This is a genomic window from Microbacterium sp. (genome assembly GCF_046295495.1).
Classification (GTDB): Bacteria; Actinomycetota; Actinomycetes; order Actinomycetales; family Microbacteriaceae; genus Microbacterium.
Genome location: NZ_JBKBNC010000007.1, coordinates 91,287 through 110,006 on the forward strand (window position 1 = coordinate 91,287; position 18,720 = coordinate 110,006).

The 18,720-nt window shown below is 70.2% G+C and carries 17 protein-coding genes and 1 tRNA gene; 7 read left to right on the plus strand and 11 right to left on the minus strand.

Annotation, left to right across the window (positions count from 1 at the left end):
- The first annotated feature begins 15 nt into the window (after positions 1 to 15).
- On the plus strand, positions 16 to 570 hold the full coding sequence (locus ACK4LS_RS04790; RefSeq protein WP_409713938.1) for a MarR family winged helix-turn-helix transcriptional regulator: 555 nt from the start codon (positions 16 to 18) through the stop codon (positions 568 to 570).
- Between the two features lie 103 nt (positions 571 to 673).
- On the opposite strand, the gene ACK4LS_RS04795 is transcribed toward ACK4LS_RS04790, so the two are convergent.
- Together ACK4LS_RS04795 and ACK4LS_RS04800 are read right to left on the minus strand one after the other, a co-directional pair.
- On the minus strand, positions 674 to 1,141 hold the full coding sequence (locus ACK4LS_RS04795) for a RidA family protein (protein ID WP_409713941.1): 468 nt from the start codon (positions 1,139 to 1,141) through the stop codon (positions 674 to 676).
- Entirely contained in the window at positions 1,138 to 1,356 is a 219-nt protein-coding gene (locus tag ACK4LS_RS04800; RefSeq protein ID WP_409713944.1) for a hypothetical protein, read from the minus strand. Before ACK4LS_RS04800 ends, ACK4LS_RS04795 begins: the two co-directional genes overlap by 4 nt.
- 118 nt (positions 1,357 to 1,474) lie before the next feature.
- Here ACK4LS_RS04800 and ACK4LS_RS04805 point away from each other — a divergent pair, with 118 nt between their 5' ends.
- From ACK4LS_RS04805 to ACK4LS_RS04825, 5 genes are all read left to right on the plus strand, one after another.
- Positions 1,475 to 4,174, plus strand: coding sequence for a transglycosylase domain-containing protein (locus tag ACK4LS_RS04805; protein WP_409713947.1), 2,700 nt, complete (start codon positions 1,475 to 1,477; stop codon positions 4,172 to 4,174).
- Positions 4,171 to 5,094, plus strand: coding sequence for a metallophosphoesterase (locus ACK4LS_RS04810; protein WP_409713950.1), 924 nt, complete (start codon positions 4,171 to 4,173; stop codon positions 5,092 to 5,094). Before ACK4LS_RS04805 ends, ACK4LS_RS04810 begins: the two co-directional genes overlap by 4 nt.
- A gap of 115 nt (positions 5,095 to 5,209) precedes the next feature.
- Positions 5,210 to 6,709, plus strand: coding sequence for a hypothetical protein (locus ACK4LS_RS04815; protein ID WP_409713954.1), 1,500 nt, complete (start codon positions 5,210 to 5,212; stop codon positions 6,707 to 6,709).
- A 213-nt stretch (positions 6,710 to 6,922) separates the two neighbouring features.
- Positions 6,923 to 6,999, plus strand: a tRNA-Pro gene (locus tag ACK4LS_RS04820).
- Positions 7,000 to 7,247: 248 nt separating this feature from the next.
- Positions 7,248 to 8,027, plus strand: coding sequence for an HAD-IIB family hydrolase (locus ACK4LS_RS04825; RefSeq protein ID WP_409713957.1), 780 nt, complete (start codon positions 7,248 to 7,250; stop codon positions 8,025 to 8,027).
- 206 nt (positions 8,028 to 8,233) lie between these two features.
- Here ACK4LS_RS04825 and ACK4LS_RS04830 read toward each other — a convergent pair whose 3' ends face one another.
- The 7 genes from ACK4LS_RS04830 to ACK4LS_RS04860 form a co-directional block, all read right to left on the minus strand.
- The gene (locus tag ACK4LS_RS04830; RefSeq protein ID WP_409713960.1) at positions 8,234 to 9,055 is read right to left on the minus strand and encodes a siderophore-interacting protein; all 822 of its coding nucleotides are present in this window, start codon (positions 9,053 to 9,055) and stop codon (positions 8,234 to 8,236) included.
- Between the two features lie 11 nt (positions 9,056 to 9,066).
- Positions 9,067 to 9,840, minus strand: a complete 774-nt coding sequence (locus ACK4LS_RS04835; protein WP_409713963.1) for a FadR/GntR family transcriptional regulator — start codon at positions 9,838 to 9,840, stop codon at positions 9,067 to 9,069.
- 62 nt (positions 9,841 to 9,902) lie between these two features.
- Positions 9,903 to 10,931 (minus strand): UDP-glucose 4-epimerase GalE, encoded by a 1,029-nt coding sequence (gene galE, locus ACK4LS_RS04840; protein WP_409713966.1) that lies wholly within the window; start codon positions 10,929 to 10,931, stop codon positions 9,903 to 9,905.
- A 50-nt stretch (positions 10,932 to 10,981) separates the two neighbouring features.
- Positions 10,982 to 11,587 (minus strand): thymidine kinase, encoded by a 606-nt coding sequence (locus ACK4LS_RS04845; protein WP_409713969.1) that lies wholly within the window; start codon positions 11,585 to 11,587, stop codon positions 10,982 to 10,984.
- Between the two features lie 7 nt (positions 11,588 to 11,594).
- Complete coding sequence (locus ACK4LS_RS04850; protein WP_409713972.1) at positions 11,595 to 13,067, minus strand: malate:quinone oxidoreductase; 1,473 nt, start codon at positions 13,065 to 13,067, stop codon at positions 11,595 to 11,597.
- A gap of 98 nt (positions 13,068 to 13,165) precedes the next feature.
- Entirely contained in the window at positions 13,166 to 14,236 is a 1,071-nt protein-coding gene (locus tag ACK4LS_RS04855; protein WP_409713975.1) for an aspartate-semialdehyde dehydrogenase, read from the minus strand.
- Positions 14,237 to 14,459: 223 nt separating this feature from the next.
- Positions 14,460 to 15,746, minus strand: coding sequence for an aspartate kinase (locus ACK4LS_RS04860; protein WP_409713978.1), 1,287 nt, complete (start codon positions 15,744 to 15,746; stop codon positions 14,460 to 14,462).
- Positions 15,747 to 15,926: 180 nt separating this feature from the next.
- Between ACK4LS_RS04860 and ACK4LS_RS04865 the strand changes: the two genes are divergently transcribed.
- Positions 15,927 to 17,324, plus strand: coding sequence for a threonine/serine exporter ThrE family protein (locus tag ACK4LS_RS04865; RefSeq protein WP_409713981.1), 1,398 nt, complete (start codon positions 15,927 to 15,929; stop codon positions 17,322 to 17,324).
- A 228-nt stretch (positions 17,325 to 17,552) separates the two neighbouring features.
- Here the strand turns inward: ACK4LS_RS04865 and ACK4LS_RS04870 are convergent, their stop codons facing one another.
- Both ACK4LS_RS04870 and ACK4LS_RS04875 read right to left on the minus strand, forming a co-directional pair.
- A complete protein-coding gene (locus tag ACK4LS_RS04870) occupies positions 17,553 to 17,726 on the minus strand; it encodes a hypothetical protein (protein WP_409713984.1) in 174 nt (57 codons plus the stop codon).
- 23 nt (positions 17,727 to 17,749) lie between these two features.
- Positions 17,750 to 18,523, minus strand: coding sequence for a phosphate ABC transporter ATP-binding protein (locus ACK4LS_RS04875; RefSeq protein ID WP_409714002.1), 774 nt, complete (start codon positions 18,521 to 18,523; stop codon positions 17,750 to 17,752).
- Positions 18,524 to 18,720 lie beyond the last annotated feature (197 nt).

Genomic DNA, 18,720 nt, shown 5'->3' on the forward strand with positions numbered 1-18,720 from the left:
CGATGAGGAGGATCCTTGGCCGAGGACTTCGGGCGACGACTGCCCTACCTGCTCCGCAGGGTCAACAGTGCGCTGTCGCAGCGTCTGGACGAGGATCTGCGAGCCTTCGACGTGACGCAGTCGCAGCTGTCCGCTTTGGCGATCCTCGCCCTCACACACCCTGGCGGACTTTCCGGGGCGGCGCTCAGCGTCCGATCAGGGGTCACCCCGCAATCGATGTCCGCGGCGATCACGGGGCTGGTCGAGCGGGGCCTCGTGGAGCGTTCCCCGCATCCCTCGCATGGTCGGATCTTGGAGTGCCGGATCACGCGGTCGGGCGAAGAGGTCCTCGAGCGCATACAGCGAACCACGCACGACAGCGGTCGATATGACGCCGGCCTCAGCGCCCCTCAGCAGGAGCAGCTCACAGCACTGCTCACCGACATGATGCGCCACCTCGGCCTCTACCTCCCGTCCGACGACAGTGCAGCGTCCACAGGGCCACACGCGACGGAGGCGGCTCATCTTCGCGAAGGACGACCTCCGGCGATGCGGTCATCGCCTTCGTCGTCCTCGAGACCCGGCGCCTGAGGCGGAGCCTGTCGAGGAGCTCGGCACGAGGTGCGCGAACCCTACCGATTCGCCCGCGGAGGTGGTTCCGGATGCCGCACGCCGGCGGCATCCGGGTCATCGCTCACGCGACGGTGAAGACGACCTCCACCTCGACCGGGCTGTCGAGGGGAAGAACGGGAACGCCGACGGCGGAGCGCGCGTGCGCTCCGGACTCGCCGAACACCTCGCCGAGGAACTCGCTGGCCCCGTTGATCACACCGGGCTGACCGGTGAACTCGGGGACGGATGCCACGAATCCCGTGAGCTTGAGCACGCCCGTGAGGTTGTCGACACCGCCGACGACGGCAGCCGCGGCGGCGATCGCGTTCAGCGCGCACTGGCGCGCGTAGGTCTTGGCATCCGCGGGAGGGACGAGCCCGTCGGACTCGCCGACCTTGCCGGTCGCGGGCAGAGCGCCCTGCACCATGGGCAGCTGGCCCGAGGTGTAGACGAGATCGCCGTGACGCGTGGCCGGGATGTAGGAGGCGACCGGGGGCACCACGGCGGGCACCTCGACGCCCAGGGCCGCGAGACGCTCCGAGACGCTCACTGCTGGCCCTCGAACTGGCGCGCGGCGACCGCGGCGGCACCGAGACCGGCGTTGGCGTCGCCGCCGCCGACGGGGCGCTTGAGGTAGGCGACGAGCCCGCCCTCGGGTCCGGTCACCACCTGCACGAGCTCCCACCCCTGCTTGCCCCAGTTGTTGAGGATGGCCGCGGTGTTGTGGATCAGCAGCGGCGTGGTGAGGTACTCCCACGTGGTCATTCGTAGCTCCCGGCGGTGGCTCGGAGCGCGCAGAGTCGTGCGCGCGGGGACGGATACGTGCGCGCGCGAGCGCACGCCTTCGAGGCATCGCCCAGCAACGTCGCTTACCATCAACCCTATGCCCGAGAACAAACGAACGGCTAGTGGTGCCCTCGGGGGCATCGTCGGCCTCGTCGGCCTGAGCGCTGTCGCCGGACTCCTCGTCACCGCCGCTGTGACGCCGGCCATCGCCGTCTCCGGCGCTGCCGCCTCCAGCGCCATCACGATCTTCGACAAGATGCCGAGCTACCTGCAGCCCGACGAGCTCATGCAGCCGACGACGCTCATGGCCGGCGACCAGGTGCTGGCGAAGTTCTTCGACCAGAACCGCTCCCCCGTCACCTTCGACCAAGTCTCGCCCGTCATGTACGACGCGATCCTGTCGTCGGAGGACCCGCGCTACTACCAGCACGGCGGCGTCGACCTCATCGGCACGACCCGCGCCCTGCTGAGCAACGCCTCGGGCGGCGAGACGCAGGGTGGATCCTCCATCAGCCAGCAGTACGTCAAGAACGTGCTCGTGCAGCGATGCGAGCGCGACGCCAAGGCCGTCGAGAAGACCGACACCGATCCGGGGATGTCGCGCGACGAGGCGCTGCAGAAGTGCGCCCTCGAGGCGATCCAGGCCGACGGTGTCGAGGGCTACCAGCGCAAACTGCAGGAGATGCGGTACGCGATCCAGCTCGAGAAGGAATTCACGAAGGATCAGATCCTCCTCGGCTACCTCAACATCGCCAACTTCGGCGGTGTGACGTACGGTATCGACGCCGCAGCCAAGCGGTACTTCAACGTCCCGGCCTCGCAGCTGAACATCGGCCAGTCGGCCGTCCTCGCGGGCATGGTGCAGAACCCCAACCGCTTCCGCATCGATCAGGCCGAAGGCTCGATCTTCGACAACGACGGCACCGCCTACAACAAGGCGCCCGACGGATCGATCGACGACGTCGACCAGGGCACCATCCAGGCGCTGTACACGTTGCGCGACAACGGCGAGATCACGCAGGACCAGCTCGTCGCCGCCGCCGACGGTTACAGCGAGACCAAGGGCCGTCAGCTCTATGTGCTCAGCCGCATGGAGGCCGACGGAAAGATCACGCACGAGCAGTACGTGCAGTTCGCCGTCGAGCCGATCACCCCGCAGATCACCTCGACCGACCAGGGCTGCGCCGCCTCGTCCGCCCCGTACTTCTGCCAGTACGTGGTCTCGACGATCCTGAACGACCCCGCCTTCGGCGCCGGGACCGATGATCGGGTGCGCGCCCTCCGGCAGGACGGACTCACGATCCAGACCACGCTCGACTGGCGCGTGCAGGATGCCGCGCAGAACGCGATGAGCGAATACGCCCCGCAGAGCTACGACGGCATCAAGTTCGGTTCGACCGCGGTCAACGTGGAGTCCAAGACCGGTCGCGTCCTGGCGATCGCCCAGAACACGAAGTTCACCCAGGACGCCTCGCTCGCCCAGACGGATCCCACCTACAACTCCGTGGTGTTCGCCGGCGACAGCAACAACGGCGGATCGATCGGCTTCAGCGCAGGTTCGACCTTCAAGCTCTTCACCCTCGTGGACTGGCTCGAGAAGGGGCATTCCCTGAACGAGACATTGAACGGGCGTCTCGGGCCGGTTCCGAGCATGACGAACTCGTGCACCGGGAACTACGTCAACACCAGCCGCACCGTGATCAACAACTTCAACAACGACCGCGGCTACGTGGGCACCCCGTTGCGCTTCACGCGCGACTCGCTGAACACCGGGTACCTGCAGATGGCGTCGGAGCTCGACCTCTGCGACATCGCCAAGACGGCCGCGAAGCTCGGGGTCACGCGTGGCGATGGGTCGCCGATCGAGATGAAGTACCCGAACAACGTCATCGGCGACGACAACGTCTCACCCATCGCGATGGCCGCCGCGTACGCCACGGTCGCCAACGGCGGAACCCTCTGCCAGCCGAAGGTCATCGACAAGGTCACCGCGAGCGACGGCTCCGAGCGCGCCATCCCCGAGCGCACCTGCTCTCCCGCGCTCTCGCCCGAGGTCGCCGCCACCGCCGCCTACGCCCTGCAGGGCGTCATGGCCGGCGGAGGCACGGGCTCCCGCGCGAACCCCGGCGACGGCACCCCCATGCTCGGCAAGACCGGCACGCACGAGGGTCACGAGACGTGGATGATCGAGTCGTCCACCAACACCACCACGGCCGTCTGGGTGGGCAACTACAACGGAACGGTCGACCTGTTCCGTAAGTACTTCAACGGTCTCCAGCTCGCGGACATCCGGTACCCGCTCGCCCGCGACATCCAGAGTGCGTCGAACGACTTCTACGGTGGCGACCGGTTCCCCGACCCGGCATCGAATCTCCTGCGCACCCAGCAGCGCGACCTTCCCGACGTGGTCGGCGACAGCATCGACAGTGCACGCTCGACGCTGGAGGGCCTCGGCTTCCGCGTGTCGGTCGGCGACCCCGTCGATTCCGAGCTCGGCGGTGACAAGGTCGCGGCGCAGAACCCGGGTGCGGGATCCGCTCCGGCTGGTTCGTCGATCACCTTGAACCCGGGCAACGGGAAGGGCGGCACCGTCCCCGACGTGATCGGCCGCACCTTGAGCGCGGCGCAGAACGACCTCAAGGCCGCCGGCTTCGAGAACGTCGCCATCGGTCCGTGCAAGGAGAGCGACAAGGCTCCCGACGGCGGCCAGGTCACCGCGACCGAGCCCGCCGCGCGGACGGCGACGAGCAAGAGCACGCCGGTCACGCTGTCGCTCAGCGCCAAGGACTGCCCGTGACGGGCCCCGTGCTGAAGGCCGCCCTCGCGCCCCTCGGGGTGGCGGGGGCGGCCGCTGTCGGGGCGGCCGTGTGGGGAATGGGCGTCGAGCGCTATCTCTTCACCGTCCGCTATCACGCGCTGCGCGTGCTCCCCAAGGGCGCTGAGCCCCTCCGCATCCTCCACGTGTCCGACGCCCACATGGCGCCGTGGCAGCACCGCAAGCAGGAATGGATGGCACGACTGGCGGAGCTGCAGCCCGACCTCGTCGTGAACACCGGCGACAACCTGGGGCACCGTGACGGACTCACCGGCATCCGTGAGGCGTTCTCCTCGCTGCGGGGCGTGCCCGGCCTCGTCGTGCACGGGTCCAACGACTTCCAGGAGCCCGCGCCTCGCAACCCGCTGCGCTACTTCCTCGGCCCGTCGGGCAGCGTTCCCGCGCACAAGCACCTCGACGTCGATGCCCTCGACCGCTTCTTCACCGACGACCTCGGGTGGAGCATCCTCGACGACACGGCAGTGTCGCTCGAGGTGAAGGGGCTGCGTCTGACCGCCTTCGGTGTGAACGACGCCCACCGCGACTGGGACAAGCCGGAGCTCATTCCGCCCGTCCTCGCGACCCTGGATGCCGCCGACCTCACTCTCGGCGTTCTGCACGCGCCCTATCGGCGCACCCTCGACACCTTCACGGGCTTCGGCGCCGACGTCCTTCTGGCGGGGCACACGCACGGCGGGCAGGTGCGCGTGCCCTTCAGTCGGAGGGCGCTCGTGTCGAACTGCGACCTCCCGCTGGATCAGGCGCGCGGTCTGAGCGAGTGGACCTCCGGCGGGCGCACGGTGCCCTTGAACGTCAGCGCCGGACTCGGCCACTCGATCTACGCGCCGGTGCGCTTCGCGTGCCGCCCCGAGGCGAGCCTTCTGACACTGCTCCCCCGCTGACGAGTCCTCCCCACCCACGAAGGGGGCCGATCCATTCACGGATCGGCCCCTTTCGCCATCTCAACGCGGTGCGTTTCCCGCAGGATCGAGACTCCTCGACCGAAGGGACCACCCGATGCACCATCCCCCTCCCCGCCGCCGCCGTGTAACGGCCGCCCTCGCTCTGCTCACCCTGGCCGTCAGCACCCTCGCTCTGGCACCCGCAGCGCATGCCGCCGACCAGGGCACCGGATTCGGTACCTGGACGCCGCTGTCTCGGACGGGCTGGCACGGCTCGATGCGCGTGGGTGACGTGCACACGTACTGCATCCACCCCGGCCTCCCGGTGGCGACGGGCACGACCACCGATCGCGGCACGACGACCGAGGTGAACGGTCTCACTCCGCAACAGCTGATGTCGATCAACCATCTGGTCACCACCTACGGGCAGACCGACGATCCGGTGCAGGCGGCGGGCGTGGGGTGGGCGGTGAAGGCGATCGCCGACCGTGACACGACCCTGCACTCCTGGGGTTACACCGGCGACGACCTCCCGGGGGCGATCGACCACATCATGCGCCGGGCGAGCCCCGCGAACAGCGCCGCCGTGCAGGCGCGGGCCGTTCGCTACCTCGCCGAGGCCGAGAGCGTCGCGGTTCCCCGCATCGGCGGCTCACTCGCGCTGTCGACCGATGCCGACGATCCCACCCGCGGGACCGTGACCGCCGATGTCGATCCGGCCGCGACGGGGGTGCTGCACCTCGAGAACGCGGTGTTCGCCGACACCGGCGGTGCCGACCGCACCGACGTACGGGCCGGCGTGGTGTACCCGATCCTGGCCCCCGCCACCTCCTCGGAGGACGGGCGACCCTATGTCGTGCGCGCGTCGGGTTCGTTCTCGGTGCGCTCGGCCGCCATCCGCTACTTCTCCACCCCGGGGCAACAGGAGTCCGCCGGGCCCGCCGAGCCGACGAGGTTCGACCTGGCCACCGAGGACGCCGCTGCGCGCCCTGTCCGGTTCTCGCCCCGGATCGCGACGGCCGCGCACATCGATGACGGCCGGTTCGTCGACGACGTGACATTCTCGTCCGCCGACGGCGTCTGGCCGCGGCACGCCGACGGCACGTTCGTGTCGGTGTCAGCGACCGCGGAGGTCTTCCGCACGAGCGCGTGGCCCGCGGAGTCGGCCGAGATCCCCTCGAACGTCCGCCCCGTGCTCAGCATCTCGCTCCGTACCGACCCCGGCCGCGGCGCGGGCACCTACACGGCGCTGACGGAGAAGCTCCCCGGTCCCGGGGTGTACACCGCGGTCTGGCGGATCGAGCGGACGGCGCAGGATGCCGACACCACCCCGCACTTGCCGCTCGGCTTCGTGTGGACGGAACGTTTCGCCTCCCCCACCCAGACGGAGCAGTTCGCGCCGCCGGCACCGAGCGATCCGCCCTCCCCCACTCCGGTCGCGGCCACGCCCCCACCCGCGCCGGTCGCCGGCGCCGCCCCCGCACCGGCGGCCCTGGCGGCGACCGGTGTGTCCACGACCCCTCTCGGCCTCGCCACTTCCGTCGCGGCGGCCCTTGCCGCTGTCGGCCTCGTCGCCGGTGGAATCGCGCGGCGCCGAAAGGCAGCGGGGGCATGATCGGCGCCCGGGACGGCGGCCGATCGGCCGCAACGGCCGTCGTCCCGGGTTCGAGCAGGGACCGCATGCCGCGGCCCACGGAACCGTGTGGTCCCGTTCCGCACGGCTCGGCGCCAGGCACTGACGATCGGCGCACGGACGCCCACGGCAGGCCTTGATCCCGTGCGTGGTTCGGAGCATGGCCTCCGGCAGGGTAGACTTTTCAAGTTGCAACGGGGTGTGGCGCAGCTTGGTAGCGCGCGTCGTTCGGGACGACGAGGCCGCAGGTTCAAATCCTGTCACCCCGACCACGCATCATCGAGAAGGGCTTCCGCCGAGCGGGGGCCCTTCTCGCATTCCGCCCACCGCTGCCGACCCCGTGCCGGTAGGCGAACGTCCCCCTACGCCCGTCGGTCCCCCACCCGCCCGCGTCCGCACCCCGGACGAAGACGCCGCCGAGCCCCCCGTAGAATCGAGGCAGCCGCGTGGCATCCGGAGGGTGCCGCTCGACCGCCGCCCGCGTGCCCTCGGCGCGCGACGACCATTCACTAGGAGCACCGTGTCCGCCGCCTCGCCCCGCCTCGTCGCCTTCGACCTCGACGACACCCTCGCCCCCTCGAAATCGGCCATCGACCCCCGCATCGGCGACCTGCTTCTCGCCCTCGCGGAGCGCGTGGAGGTGGCGATCATCTCCGGCGGACAGCTGCAGCAGTTCCGCAGCCAGGTCGTCGAGCGTCTCCCCCAGGCGGCCCCCGCCCTGCTCTCGCACTTCCACCTCATGCCGACGTGCGGCACGCAGTACTACCGCCTCACCTCGAACGGGATCGAGACGGTCTACGCGCACTCCCTCACCGACGACGAGAAGCAGCGCGCCCTCTCCGCCGTGCGCGAGGAAGCCGAGCGCCTCGGCCTGTGGGAGGCCGAGCCCTGGGGCGAGATCCTCGAGGATCGCGGTTCGCAGATCACGTTCTCCGCGCTCGGGCAGTCCGCTCCGCTCGACGCCAAGATGGCCTGGGACCCCACGGGCGAGAAGAAGAACACCCTGCGGGAGGCCGTGGCCGCGCGCATTCCCGACCTCGAGGTGCGGTCGGGCGGTTCCACCTCGGTCGACATCACCCACCGCGGCATCGACAAGGCCTACGGCATGGGCAAGCTCGCCGAGGCCACCGGCATCCCCCTCGACGACATGCTCTTCGTCGGCGACCGCCTCGACCCCGACGGCAACGACTACCCCGTCCTCGCCATGGGCGTCGACTGCCAGGCCGTGCACGGCTGGGAGGACACCGCGGCGTTCCTCGAGAAGCTCGTGCCCACGCTCCCCGACCGCGTCGGAGTCTGAACGGGATCACCGCGGCCCGTCCGCACCCCCGCGAGACGACTACCCACGGTCGCCTCGACGAGCTCGGCAGCGCCGTCGTACCGACCTCATCCATCGCCCCATCGCACCGACCGCACGGACGACGACGACGTTCTCCTGCTCGCCGCGGCTTCGACGGGTTCCGTGAGGTCGTGGGGGTCCCCCGCCGCACAGAACCCGGGTGCCCGTCAGAGGATCTGGCCGATCGGCTCGCGCTTCTCGGCCTGGAAGCGGTCCTCGGTGCGCCCGAAGGCCCAGTAGCCCGAGAGCGACACCTGCTCGCGGGCGAGGCCCCACCGCACGAAGAGCAGGTCGCGCAGAGCCTTCATGGCCCCGCGCTCCCCGTGCGCGAACACGTGTCCCCGGCCGTCGAGCGGATGCCAGCGACCCACGGCCTCCGCCAGCACCGGTGTCGCCCCCGCTTCGGCGCGTCCACGGTGGACCCACGTGAGGGCGATACCGGCGGGCGCGACGATCGGCAGCTGCTCCTCGGGGCTCTGCACCTCGAGGAACGCCGCGCCGACGGCATCCGGGGCCAGCGCTTCGAGAGCCGCGGCGATCGCCGGCAGAGCCGACTCGTCACCGATGAACAGGTGCCAGTCAGCCGCGGGATCCGGGGCGTACCCGCCGCCCGGTGACGACACGACGAGGCGGTCGCCGGGCTGTGCACGCGCCGCCCACGGCCCCGCGAGACCCTCGTCACCGTGCACCACGAAGTCGATCGTGATCTCGTCGCCGTCGACGGCGCGCACCGTGTAGGTGCGGGTGACGGGGAGGTCGTCGGGCGCGAGCGTCTCGCGCAGGGCCGCGAGGTCGTAGGGGGGCTCGAGCCCCAGCTCGGGCTTGGCGAAGGTGATCTTGACGTACTTGTCGGTGTGGGAGTTCTCGCGGAAGGACGTCAGGTCGTCGCCGGCGGCGCGCACGCGCACGAGGTGCGGGCTCAGTCGCTCGGTCGAGACCACGTGCAGCACGTGCTGGGGGCGCGGCGGGCGCGCGGGTCGATCGGTCACGGGACTTCCTCTCAGGTCGTCGTCGACGCGCGCACGGCGGCGCGGGCGGCATCGCCGACCGCGGCCTCCGCGGCGTCGGAGGGGCTCAGCGCCTGGGCCACCTCGGTGTAGTAGTCGGTGATGTGCCGGCGCACGGCCTCGCGCGCGCCGTCGGCGTCGCCGCGCGACACCGCGTCGACGATGCGGCGATGCTCGTGGCGGAGTCGATCGGCCCCCACCGACCAGGAGTCGAGCTTGGCGGCACCCGCCTGCGTGTACGCCTCGATCGAGCTGCGCAGTCCCGCCATCATGGCCGAGACGACGGCGTTGCCCGATGCCTCCGCGAGCGACTGGTGGAAACGCGCGTCGAGGGCGAGGAACTCCTCCGAGGTGAGGGTCTCGGCATCCATCGCGTCGAGGATGCCGACGATCTCGCCGAGGTCGGCGTCGGTCGCCGACAGGCGCTCGGCGACGTCGCACTCGAGCACGATGCGCGTGCGCACCACGTCGGTGAGGGGAAAGCCGTTCGCGGCGACCTGCAGGCGCAGGAACGCCGCCAGTCCGCCGCGCGGCGTCGTGACGATCATGGCGCCCGCGGTCGGTCCGGAGCCGGTCGCCGTGCGCACGACCCCCAGAACCTCGAGCACCCGTACCGCCTCGCGCACGCTGGAGCGGCCGACGCCCAATTGGGCGGCGAGCTCGCGCTCGGGCGTCAGGCGGTCGCCCGGCGACAGGCGTCCATCGCGCAGATCGCTCTCGATGCGTTCGAGGACGACCTGCCATGCCCGCGGTGCGCTGTTCGGCATCGCATCCCCCGTCCGTCCGACCACGATGATGCGGCCGGACCACCACACCCTACGCGGGGGCGTCAGACCTCGGTCGCGGTTGCGTACCCGGCGGGGTTGGTGGTCTGCCAGTTCCAGTAGTCGCGACAGGCGTCGTCGATCGTGAGGCGCGTGCGCCAGCCGAGCACCTCGGCGGCCTTCGCGGGGTCGCAGTAGGTCGCCGCGACGTCTCCGGGCCGGCGAGCGAGGATCTTCTTGGGAAGCTCGTGCCCGACGGCCTTCTCGAACGACGCCACGAGCTCGAGAACGCTCACCGGGCGACCGGTGCCGAGGTTGAACACCTGGTGACCGGGCTGCGCCTGCTCCAGGGCGACGACGTGGCCCTCGGCGAGGTCGACGACGTGGATGTAGTCGCGCAGACCGGTGCCGTCGGGGGTGTCGTAGTCGTCGCCGAACACGCCGACCTCGTCGAGCGTGCCGATGGCCACGCGCGAGACGTAGGGCATGAGGTTGTTCGGGATGCCGGCCGGGTCTTCGCCGATGAGACCGGACGGGTGCGCCCCCACGGGGTTGAAGTAGCGCAGCACGGTGACGTTGAGGTCGGGGTTCACCCGCGCCACGTCGGCGAGCACCACCTCGTTCATGCGCTTGGACTTGCTGTAGGCGTTCGACAGGTCGACGCTCGTGGTCGACTCTTCGGTGAAGGGCAGATCGGCCGGGTCGGAGTAGACCGTGCCGGTGCTCGAGAAGACGAAGGAGCGGATGCCGTGGGCGATGCCGACCTCGAGCAGCGTGAAGGTGGTGTCGAGGTTGTTGGAGTAGTACTCCAGCGGCTTCTGCGTCGACTCCCCCACGGCCTTGAACGCAGCGAGGTGGATGATCGCCTCGATCGGGCCGTGCTCGTCGAACACCCGTGCCACGACGGCCTCGTCGGCGGCGTCGCCGACGACGAGAGGGGCGGGCTTGCCGGTGATCCGCTCGACGCGCTCGGCGGCGACGGCGTGCGTCCCCGACAGGTCGTCGAGCAGCACCACGTCGTGGCCCGCCTCGAGGAGAGCGACGGCCGTGTGGGTTCCGATGTAACCGGCACCGCCGGCCAGGAGTACGCGCATGCCTCCAGGCTATCGCCCGCCGCCGCGCCCCGCCGTCGCCGGGCGGTCGTTCACCGACCGTCCAGTCGCCCGCCCGACTCGCGCAGGTAGCAGGCCGCGCACATCGACTCGTACGTGACGTCGCCCGCGATCTGCGCTTCGTCGATCGCGACCTGGTCCCCGTCGAACACGAACCGTCCGCCCACGAGCCGGGCGTTGAAGATCGCCTTCCGCCCGCAGCGGCAGATGGTCTTGAGCTCTTCCAGGCTATGCGCGATCTCCATCAGGCGCGCCGATCCCGGGAACGCCTCCGTGCGGAAGTCGGTGCGGATGCCGTAGGCGAGCACCGGGATGCCGTCGAGCACCGCGATGCGCAGAAGGTCGTCGACCTGCCCGGCGGTGAAAAACTGCGCTTCGTCGACGAGCAAGCACGCGACGGGCGCGTGACCCGCGGCCGCGTAGAAGGTCTCGCGCAGGTCGTCGTCGGGCGCGACGAGGAAGTCGACGGGGCGCGAGACGCCGAGGCGGCTGTCGATCTGGTCGGCGCCCTTGGTGTCGATCTCGGGCTTGGCCAGCAGCACGCGCTGCCCGCGCTCCTCGTAGTTGTACGCCGCCTGCAGCAGGGCTGTGGACTTGCCCGAGTTCATCGCGCCGTAGCGGAAGTACAGCTTGGCCACGCCGGCCTCAGGGGTTGATCGCGAGCGCGCGGGCCGTGGCATCCAGCTCGTGGCGGGCCGCGTCGGGGTTCGTGTTCAGCGTCTGCCCGTAGCTCGGAATGAGCTCGCGCAGCCGCGGCTCCCACTGCGCCATGCGCTCGGGGAAGCAGGTCTTGATCAGCCCGAGCATGATCGACACCGCGGTCGACGCCCCGGGAGAGGCGCCGAGGAGCCCCGCGATCGAGCGGTCCTCCGACGTGATGACCTCGGTGCCGAACTGCAGCACGCCGCCCTTGGCCTTGTCGCGCTTCATGACCTGGGCGCGCTGACCGGCGTCGAGCAGCTCCCAGTCCTCGTCCTTGGCGGTGGGCATGAATACCCGCAGGCTGTCGACCTTCTTCGAGTGGGTCTTGAGCAGCTCGCTGACGAGGTACTTGATGAGGCTGGGGTTGTCGACGGCGACCTTGAGCATCGGCCCGATGTTGTGCGGCCGCACCTGCGTGACGATGTCGAGCATCGAGCCGTTCTTGAGGAACTTCGGGCTGAAGGTGGCGAACGGCCCGAACATGAGTGCCGCCTCGCCGTCGACGACGCGGGTGTCGAGGTGCGGCACCGACATCGGCGGGGCGCCCACCGAGGCCTGCGAGTACACCTTCGCGCGGTGCCGGGCCACGATGTCGGGGTTGGACGTCTTCAGCCACTGACCGCCGATGGGGAAGACGCCGTACCCCTTGATCTCGGGGATGCCGGAGCGCTGGAGCAGCTTGAGCGCCCACCCGCCCGCGCCGACGAAGACGAACTTCGCGTTGATCGATCCGGGGGTGCCGCCGATGAGGTGGCGGTAGGAGGCCTGCCAGGTGCCGTCCTTCTGCTTCTTCAGCTTCCGGACGTCGTGGTTGGTGACCACCTCGACGCCCTTCTCGCGCAGGTTCGTGAAGAGCTGACGCGTGAGCGATCCGAAGTCGACGTCGGTGCCCGCGGGGACGCGCGTGGCGGCGAAGGGCTCGCCCTTCCGACGCTTCTGCATGAGCAGCGGCGCCCACTGGTTGATGACGCGGGAGTCCTCGCTGTACTCCATGCCCGCGAACAGGGGCTGCTTGCTGAGCACCTCGTAGCGCTTGCGGAGGAAGGCGACGTCTTTCTCGCCCCGCACGAAGGTCATGTGCGGAGTGGCGTTGATGAACGTCGACGGCTCGTCGAGCACACCCTCCGCCACGAGCGTGGCCCACAGCTGGCGACTCTGCTGGAACTGCTCGTTGATCGTGACCGCCTTGGCGGGGTCGATCACGCCGTCCTTGCCCTCGGGCGTGTAGTTGAGTTCGCAGAGGGCGGCGTGGCCGGTGCCGGCGTTGTTCCACGCGTTGGAGCTCTCCTGCGCGACGTCGCTGAGGCGCTCCAGGACCGCGATCTTCAGATCGGGCTGGAGGTCTTTCAGCAGCGTGCCGAGGGTCGCGGACATGATGCCGCCACCGATGAGGAGAACATCGACGTTTTCAGTCACCCGTCGATTCTAGGTGCGGGCCGTGAGGTGTCTCGACATCGAGAGATCCGTCGGTTCGATGTCGAGACACCTCGGCGGCGGCATCCGGATGACGTGCCTCAGACGGTCGCGAGGCGCTTCCGGGCGACGAGCTCGGCGATCTGCACAGCGTTGAGCGCGGCGCCCTTGCGCAGGTTGTCGTTGCTGATGAACAGCACGAGACCCTTGCCCTCGGGGGCGGACTGGTCGGCGCGGATGCGGCCGACGTAGCTGGGATCGGTGCCCGCGGCCTGGAGAGGGGTGGGCACCTCCTCGAGCTGCACGCCGGGGGCGTCCGCGAGGAGCTCGCGGGCGCGCTCGGGCGTGATGTCGCGGGCGAACTCGGCGTTGATGCTGAGCGAGTGACCGGTGAAGACGGGGACGCGCACGCACGTGCCCGCGACGCGGAGGTCGGGCAGCTCGAGGATCTTGCGGCTCTCGTTGCGGAGCTTCTTCTCTTCGTCGGTCTCGTTGAGGCCGTCGTCGACGAGGTTGCCCGCGAAGGGGATGACGTCGAACGCGATGGGGGCGACGTACTTCTCCGGCTGGGGGAAGTCGAGGGCGGAGCCGTCGCGGACGAGCCGCTCGACCTCGCCCTGGGCGAGGACGCCCTCCACCTGCCCGAGGAGCTCTTGGGCGCCGGCGAGACCGGAGCCGCTGACGGCCTGGTACGTGCTGACGATGAGTCGCTCGAGGCCCGCCTCGGCGTCGAGGACCTTGAGCACCGGCATCGCTGCCATCGTGGTGCAGTTGGGGTTGGCGACGATGCCCTTGACCGCCTGGTCGATCGCGTGCGGGTTGACCTCGCTCACGACGAGGGGGACCTCGGCATCCATGCGCCAGGCGCTGGAGTTGTCGATCACGAGGGCGCCGGCCTCGGCGAAGCGGGGGGCGTGGGCGCGCGAGCCCGTGGCACCGGCCGAGAACAGCGCCACCTCGACGCCGGTGGGGTCGGCCGTGGCGACGTCCTCGACGACGACGGACTGACCGCCGAACTCGATCGAGGTGCCGGCGGAGCGGGCAGTGGCGAACAGACGCAGCTCGCGGATCGGGAACGAGCGCTCGGCGAGGATCTCGAGCATGACGGTGCCGACCTGGCCGGTGGCGCCGACGACGGCGAGGGAGATTCCGGAATCGGAGATGCGGGTCATGCGGGTACCTCGGTGGTTCGGGTGGTGGATGCCGCGAACGCGGCGTTCGGGTCAGGCTAGCGTGCGCCGCTGAGGCTCTGGCGACGGCCGGGACACGTCGCAGGAGATTTGACCGCCACGCTGCGCGAGGTGGCGGAATTCCGCCGACGCGATCGCCGCGGAAGCGGAAAAGTCCTGCGTCGTGTGGAGGGACGCGGCGTCCCGGATACGTGGCGGGTGAGACTCAGCGACCGGTGCCGGCGTGGACGGTCGCCTCGGCGTCGCCGTCGAGACCGTAGGCGGTGTGCACGAGGCGGGCGGCCTCGGCGAGGTCGACGCCGCGGACGACGACCGAGATGCGGATCTCGGAGGTCGAGATCATCTCGATGTTGACGCCCGCCATGCTCAACGCCTCGAACAGCGTCGCCGAGACGCCCGAGTGCGTGCGCATGCCCGCACCGACCACCGAGAGCTTGCCGATCTGGTCGTCGTGCACGAGGCTCTCGAACCCGACCTCGGCCTGCTCGCCCGCGAGGGCGCGCAGGGCGGTCGCCGCATCGGTCTTGGGAAGCGTGAACGAGATGTCGGTGCGCGCGGTCGCGGCCGCCGAGACGTTCTGCACGATCATGTCGACGTTGGCGCCCGACTTGGCGACGATCTTGAAGATGTCGGCGGCTTTGCCGGGAACGTCGGGGACGCCGATGACGGTGATCTTGGCCTGGCTGAGGTCGGTGGCGACGCCGGCGACGATGGGCTCTTCCATGGTGGCTCCCTCGGGGACGAGCGGGGATTTCTTCGAGGCGTCGAGCACCCAGGTGCCCTCGCCCGAGCTGAACGTGGACCGGGCGTGGATGAGCACGCCGTGGCGCCGTGCGTACTCGACCGCGCGGATGTAGAGGACCTTCGCGCCGTTGGCGGCGAGCTCGAGCATCTCTTCACTGCCCACCCGGTCGAGCTTGCGCGCGAGCGGCACGACGCGCGGGTCGGCGGTGAAGATGCCGTCGACGTCGCTGTAGATCTCGCAGACGTCGGCGTTCAGCGCCGCGGCGAGCGCGACGGCGGTGGTGTCGGAGCCGCCACGGCCGAGCGTGGTGATGTCGCGGGTGTCGCGGTTGAAGCCCTGGAAGCCGGCGACGATGACGATCGCGCCCTCATCCAGCGCCTCGCGAAGCCGCACGGGGGTCACGTCGACGATGCGGGCGGCGCCGTGCGTGGCATCCGTGATCATGCCCGCCTGGCTGCCGGTGAACGAGCGCGCTTCGAAGCCCATCGAGTGGATCGCCATCGCCAGCAGCGCCATCGAGATGCGCTCTCCGCTGGACAGCAGCATGTCGAGCTCGCGGGGTGCCGGTATGGGGGCGACCTGGCCCGCGAGGTCGAGCAGTTCGTCGGTCGTATCGCCCATGGCGCTGACGGCGACGACGACCTCGTGGCCGGCGCGACGCGTGTCGACGATGCGCTTGGCGACCCGCTTGATGCTCTCGGCGTCGGCGACGGAGGAACCGCCGTACTTCTGGACGATCAGAGCCATGAGGAGAACTCCCGGAGGGGTCGTGCGTCGGGATGCCACGACGGGGCGCTCGTGCCGCACCCGTGCATCATCCTAGAGGCGCGCGCATACCGGCTCCGCCATGCGCACGACGCCGGTGATCGTGCAGGCGCCCGCGGATAGGATCGTCGGGTTCCACCCCTTCCCCCCTGGAGCGATCGAATGCCGCTCACCCCCGGCCGCTGGCTGTCGTCGCTGCGACGGATCGTGCACACCGACGCCGAGACGTCGACCGACACGACGCTCCTGCCGGTCATCGACGAGGCCCTGGCCACCCGCATCCTGGATCTGGCGATCCGCGTGGGCGAGACCATGCTCGTCGTCGGCGCCCCCGCGAACGAGGTGACGCTGACCATCGTGCGGGTGTGCGGCGCGTACGGACTCGACCCCGTGCACGTCGACGTCACCTACAACTCCATCACCATCGCGCACAGCCGACCGGGCGCGAACCACCCGACGACCCTGCTGCGGGTCGTGCGCGGATCGGTACCCGATCACGCGAAGCTCCAGCGACTGCAGGCGCTCGTGACCGAGATCACCTCGGGGCTCGCGCTCGACGACGCGATCGCGCGGTGCCGCGCCATCCGCCGCCTTCCCTTCCGCTACCGCCCCGCGATCGTCGTCGCCTCGCAGGCATCGCTCGCAGCCGGGGTGGCGATCATGTTCGGGGCCAACTGGCTGGCCCTCGTGCTGTCGTTCATCGCCGCCGCCCTCGCCGCCACCACGCAGTTCGTCCTGGCCCGCGCGCGCGTCCCTTACTTCTTCGCGCAGATCGCCGGCGGCTTCGTCCTCACCGTCGTGGCCGCACTGTCGCCCCTGCTCCGCTACACCGGTCTCGACGCGGCGGCGGCCATTCGACCGTCGGTGATCGTGGCATCCGGGATCGTGCTGATGCTCGCCGGGCTCACGGTCGTGGGCGCGGCGCAGGATGCCATCGACGGCTTCGCGCTGACGGCGACGGGACGCATCCTCGAGCTCACGACGCAGACGCTGGGCGTCGTGCTGGGCATCCTCGCGGGGCTCGAGACCGTGCGTGTCATGGGCCTCGGGATGTCACCACCCTCGAACGCGCTACCCCTGGGGCCGATCAGCGTGCAGTTCGTCGGCGCCGCGGTCATCGCCGTGGCGGTGGCGGTGTACAACGGCGCCGGGGCGCGGATCATCGCCGTCAGCGCCGCGCTGAGCCTGGTCGCGTGGGCGGGCTACGTCGCGGCCTCGGGCCTGGGATTCGAAGTCGCCGCCGCGAGCGGTGTGGGCGCCTTCATCGGCAGTTTCGTCGGCATCGTCGTGGCCTACCGCCTGCACGTGCCGTCGGTCGCGATCACGACCGCCGCGATCCTTCCTCTCGTCCCCGGAGCGGCGGTGTTCCGGGGTCTGCTCGGCATCGTGGAGTCGGGCGACGACCCCGCCGTGCTCATGACCGGGGTCACGACCCTCGCGGGGGCGGCGACCATCGGCATCGCGCTCGCCGTGGGCGCTTCGCTCGGCATCTACCTGGGGCAGCCGGTGCGGGCGACGCTGTCGAGCGTCACGCGCGTGCGGGCGCGGGCCCGGCGGTAGCGCCGGGGGACTCGGGATTCCACGGCCCCGGGATGCCGCGGTCCCGCGGTGCCCGGGGGTGAGAGCCGCCCGCAGCGCGGGTGGGACGTCGAGAGTCCGCGAGTGAGCGGGCTCGTGAGGGCCGGATGGACGGAACCTGTGGGGCCGTTGAAGCTCACGCAGGGCCCGGGGAAGTGTTCCGATTCCCCGCGTGTTCCTTCTCCGACTTCGTGAGTGATGACGCATAGGTCACTTCTCGGCCACGGCGTGCTGCACCTGCGCTCGGACGATGGCGTCGACCGTCCCGAACATGGCGACGATGATGGCGAGCAGAAGGACCACCAAGGGGACGACCAACCCCATCGTCGACGCGCGCTCGGTATCCGCCCGCCCTTCCGTGCGGTCGGGCGAAGGCGGGAGCACGACGGTCCGCTCCTAGGAGAGAGTCATCCGAACCGACCGTTCACGTAGTCGTAGGTGCGCGGGTCGATGGGCGAGTCGAACATGGCATCCGTGTCGCCGTGCTCGACGATGTGGCCGGGCTGGCCCTGGGATGCCAGGAAGAACGCGCACTGCTGGGACACGCGCTGCGCCTGCTGCATGTTGTGCGTGACGATGACGATCGTCAGCTCCTTCTGCAGCTCCCCCATCGTCTCCTCGATGACGCGGGTGGAGGTGGGGTCCAGCGCCGAACACGGCTCGTCCATGAGCAGCACGCGGGGCTTGATCGCGAGCGAGCGGGCGATGCACAGGCGCTGCTGCTGGCCGCCGGACAGGCCACCGCCGGGGGCGCGCAGGCGATCCTTGACCTCTTTCCACAGACCCGCGCTCTGCAACGACGTCTCGACGAGGTGGTCCTTCTCGTCGCGCGAGGCGCGCATGCCGGTGAGCCGCAGCCCCGCGATGACGTTGTCGTAGATCGACATCGCCGGGAAGGGGTTGGGCTTCTGGAACACCATGCCGATGTGCTTGCGGGCGTCGATGAGCCGGTGGCCGGGGTCGTAGATGTCGTCGCCGTCGAGCAGCACCTCCCCCGCGAGCGAGGCGGAGGGCACCAGCTCGTGCATGCGGTTCAGGATGCGCAGGAACGTGGACTTGCCGCAGCCCGAAGGGCCGATGAGCGCTGTCACCTGCCCGGCGGGCATGGTCAACGAGACGTCGAGGAGCACCTGGTGGTCGCCGAACCACGCCGAGATCGAGCGCGCATCGAGCTCCGACAGCGCCGCTCCCGCCGCGTGCACCCCCTGCGGCCACGCGGCCGGCGTCTGCGCGGTGAGCCCCGGAGCGGTGAACACGGACGTGGCGGCGGATGCCGGGAGCACCGCCGTGTGGGCGTCCGCGGCGATGAGAGCGGGGGTCCCGCCGACCTGCGGCGCGGCGGCGCGGCGCAGGAACGGGCGGCCGCCGCGACGCGACC

Bases quoted from the DNA above. Each gene is read 5' to 3' on its own strand.
- ACK4LS_RS04860 (WP_409713978.1), bottom strand. From the start codon at position 15,746: ATGGCTCTGATCGTCCAGAAGTACGGCGGTTCCTCCGTCGCCGACGCC.
- ACK4LS_RS04815 (WP_409713954.1), top strand. From the start codon at position 5,210: ATGCACCATCCCCCTCCCCGCCGCCGCCGTGTAACGGCCGCCCTCGCT.
- ACK4LS_RS04800 (WP_409713944.1), bottom strand. From the start codon at position 1,356: ATGACCACGTGGGAGTACCTCACCACGCCGCTGCTGATCCACAACACC.
- galE (WP_409713966.1), bottom strand. From the start codon at position 10,931: ATGCGCGTACTCCTGGCCGGCGGTGCCGGTTACATCGGAACCCACACG.
- ACK4LS_RS04835 (WP_409713963.1), bottom strand. From the start codon at position 9,840: ATGCCGAACAGCGCACCGCGGGCATGGCAGGTCGTCCTCGAACGCATC.
- ACK4LS_RS04865 (WP_409713981.1), top strand. From the start codon at position 15,927: ATGCCGCTCACCCCCGGCCGCTGGCTGTCGTCGCTGCGACGGATCGTG.
- ACK4LS_RS04855 (WP_409713975.1), bottom strand. From the start codon at position 14,236: ATGACCCGCATCTCCGATTCCGGAATCTCCCTCGCCGTCGTCGGCGCC.
- ACK4LS_RS04805 (WP_409713947.1), top strand. From the start codon at position 1,475: ATGCCCGAGAACAAACGAACGGCTAGTGGTGCCCTCGGGGGCATCGTC.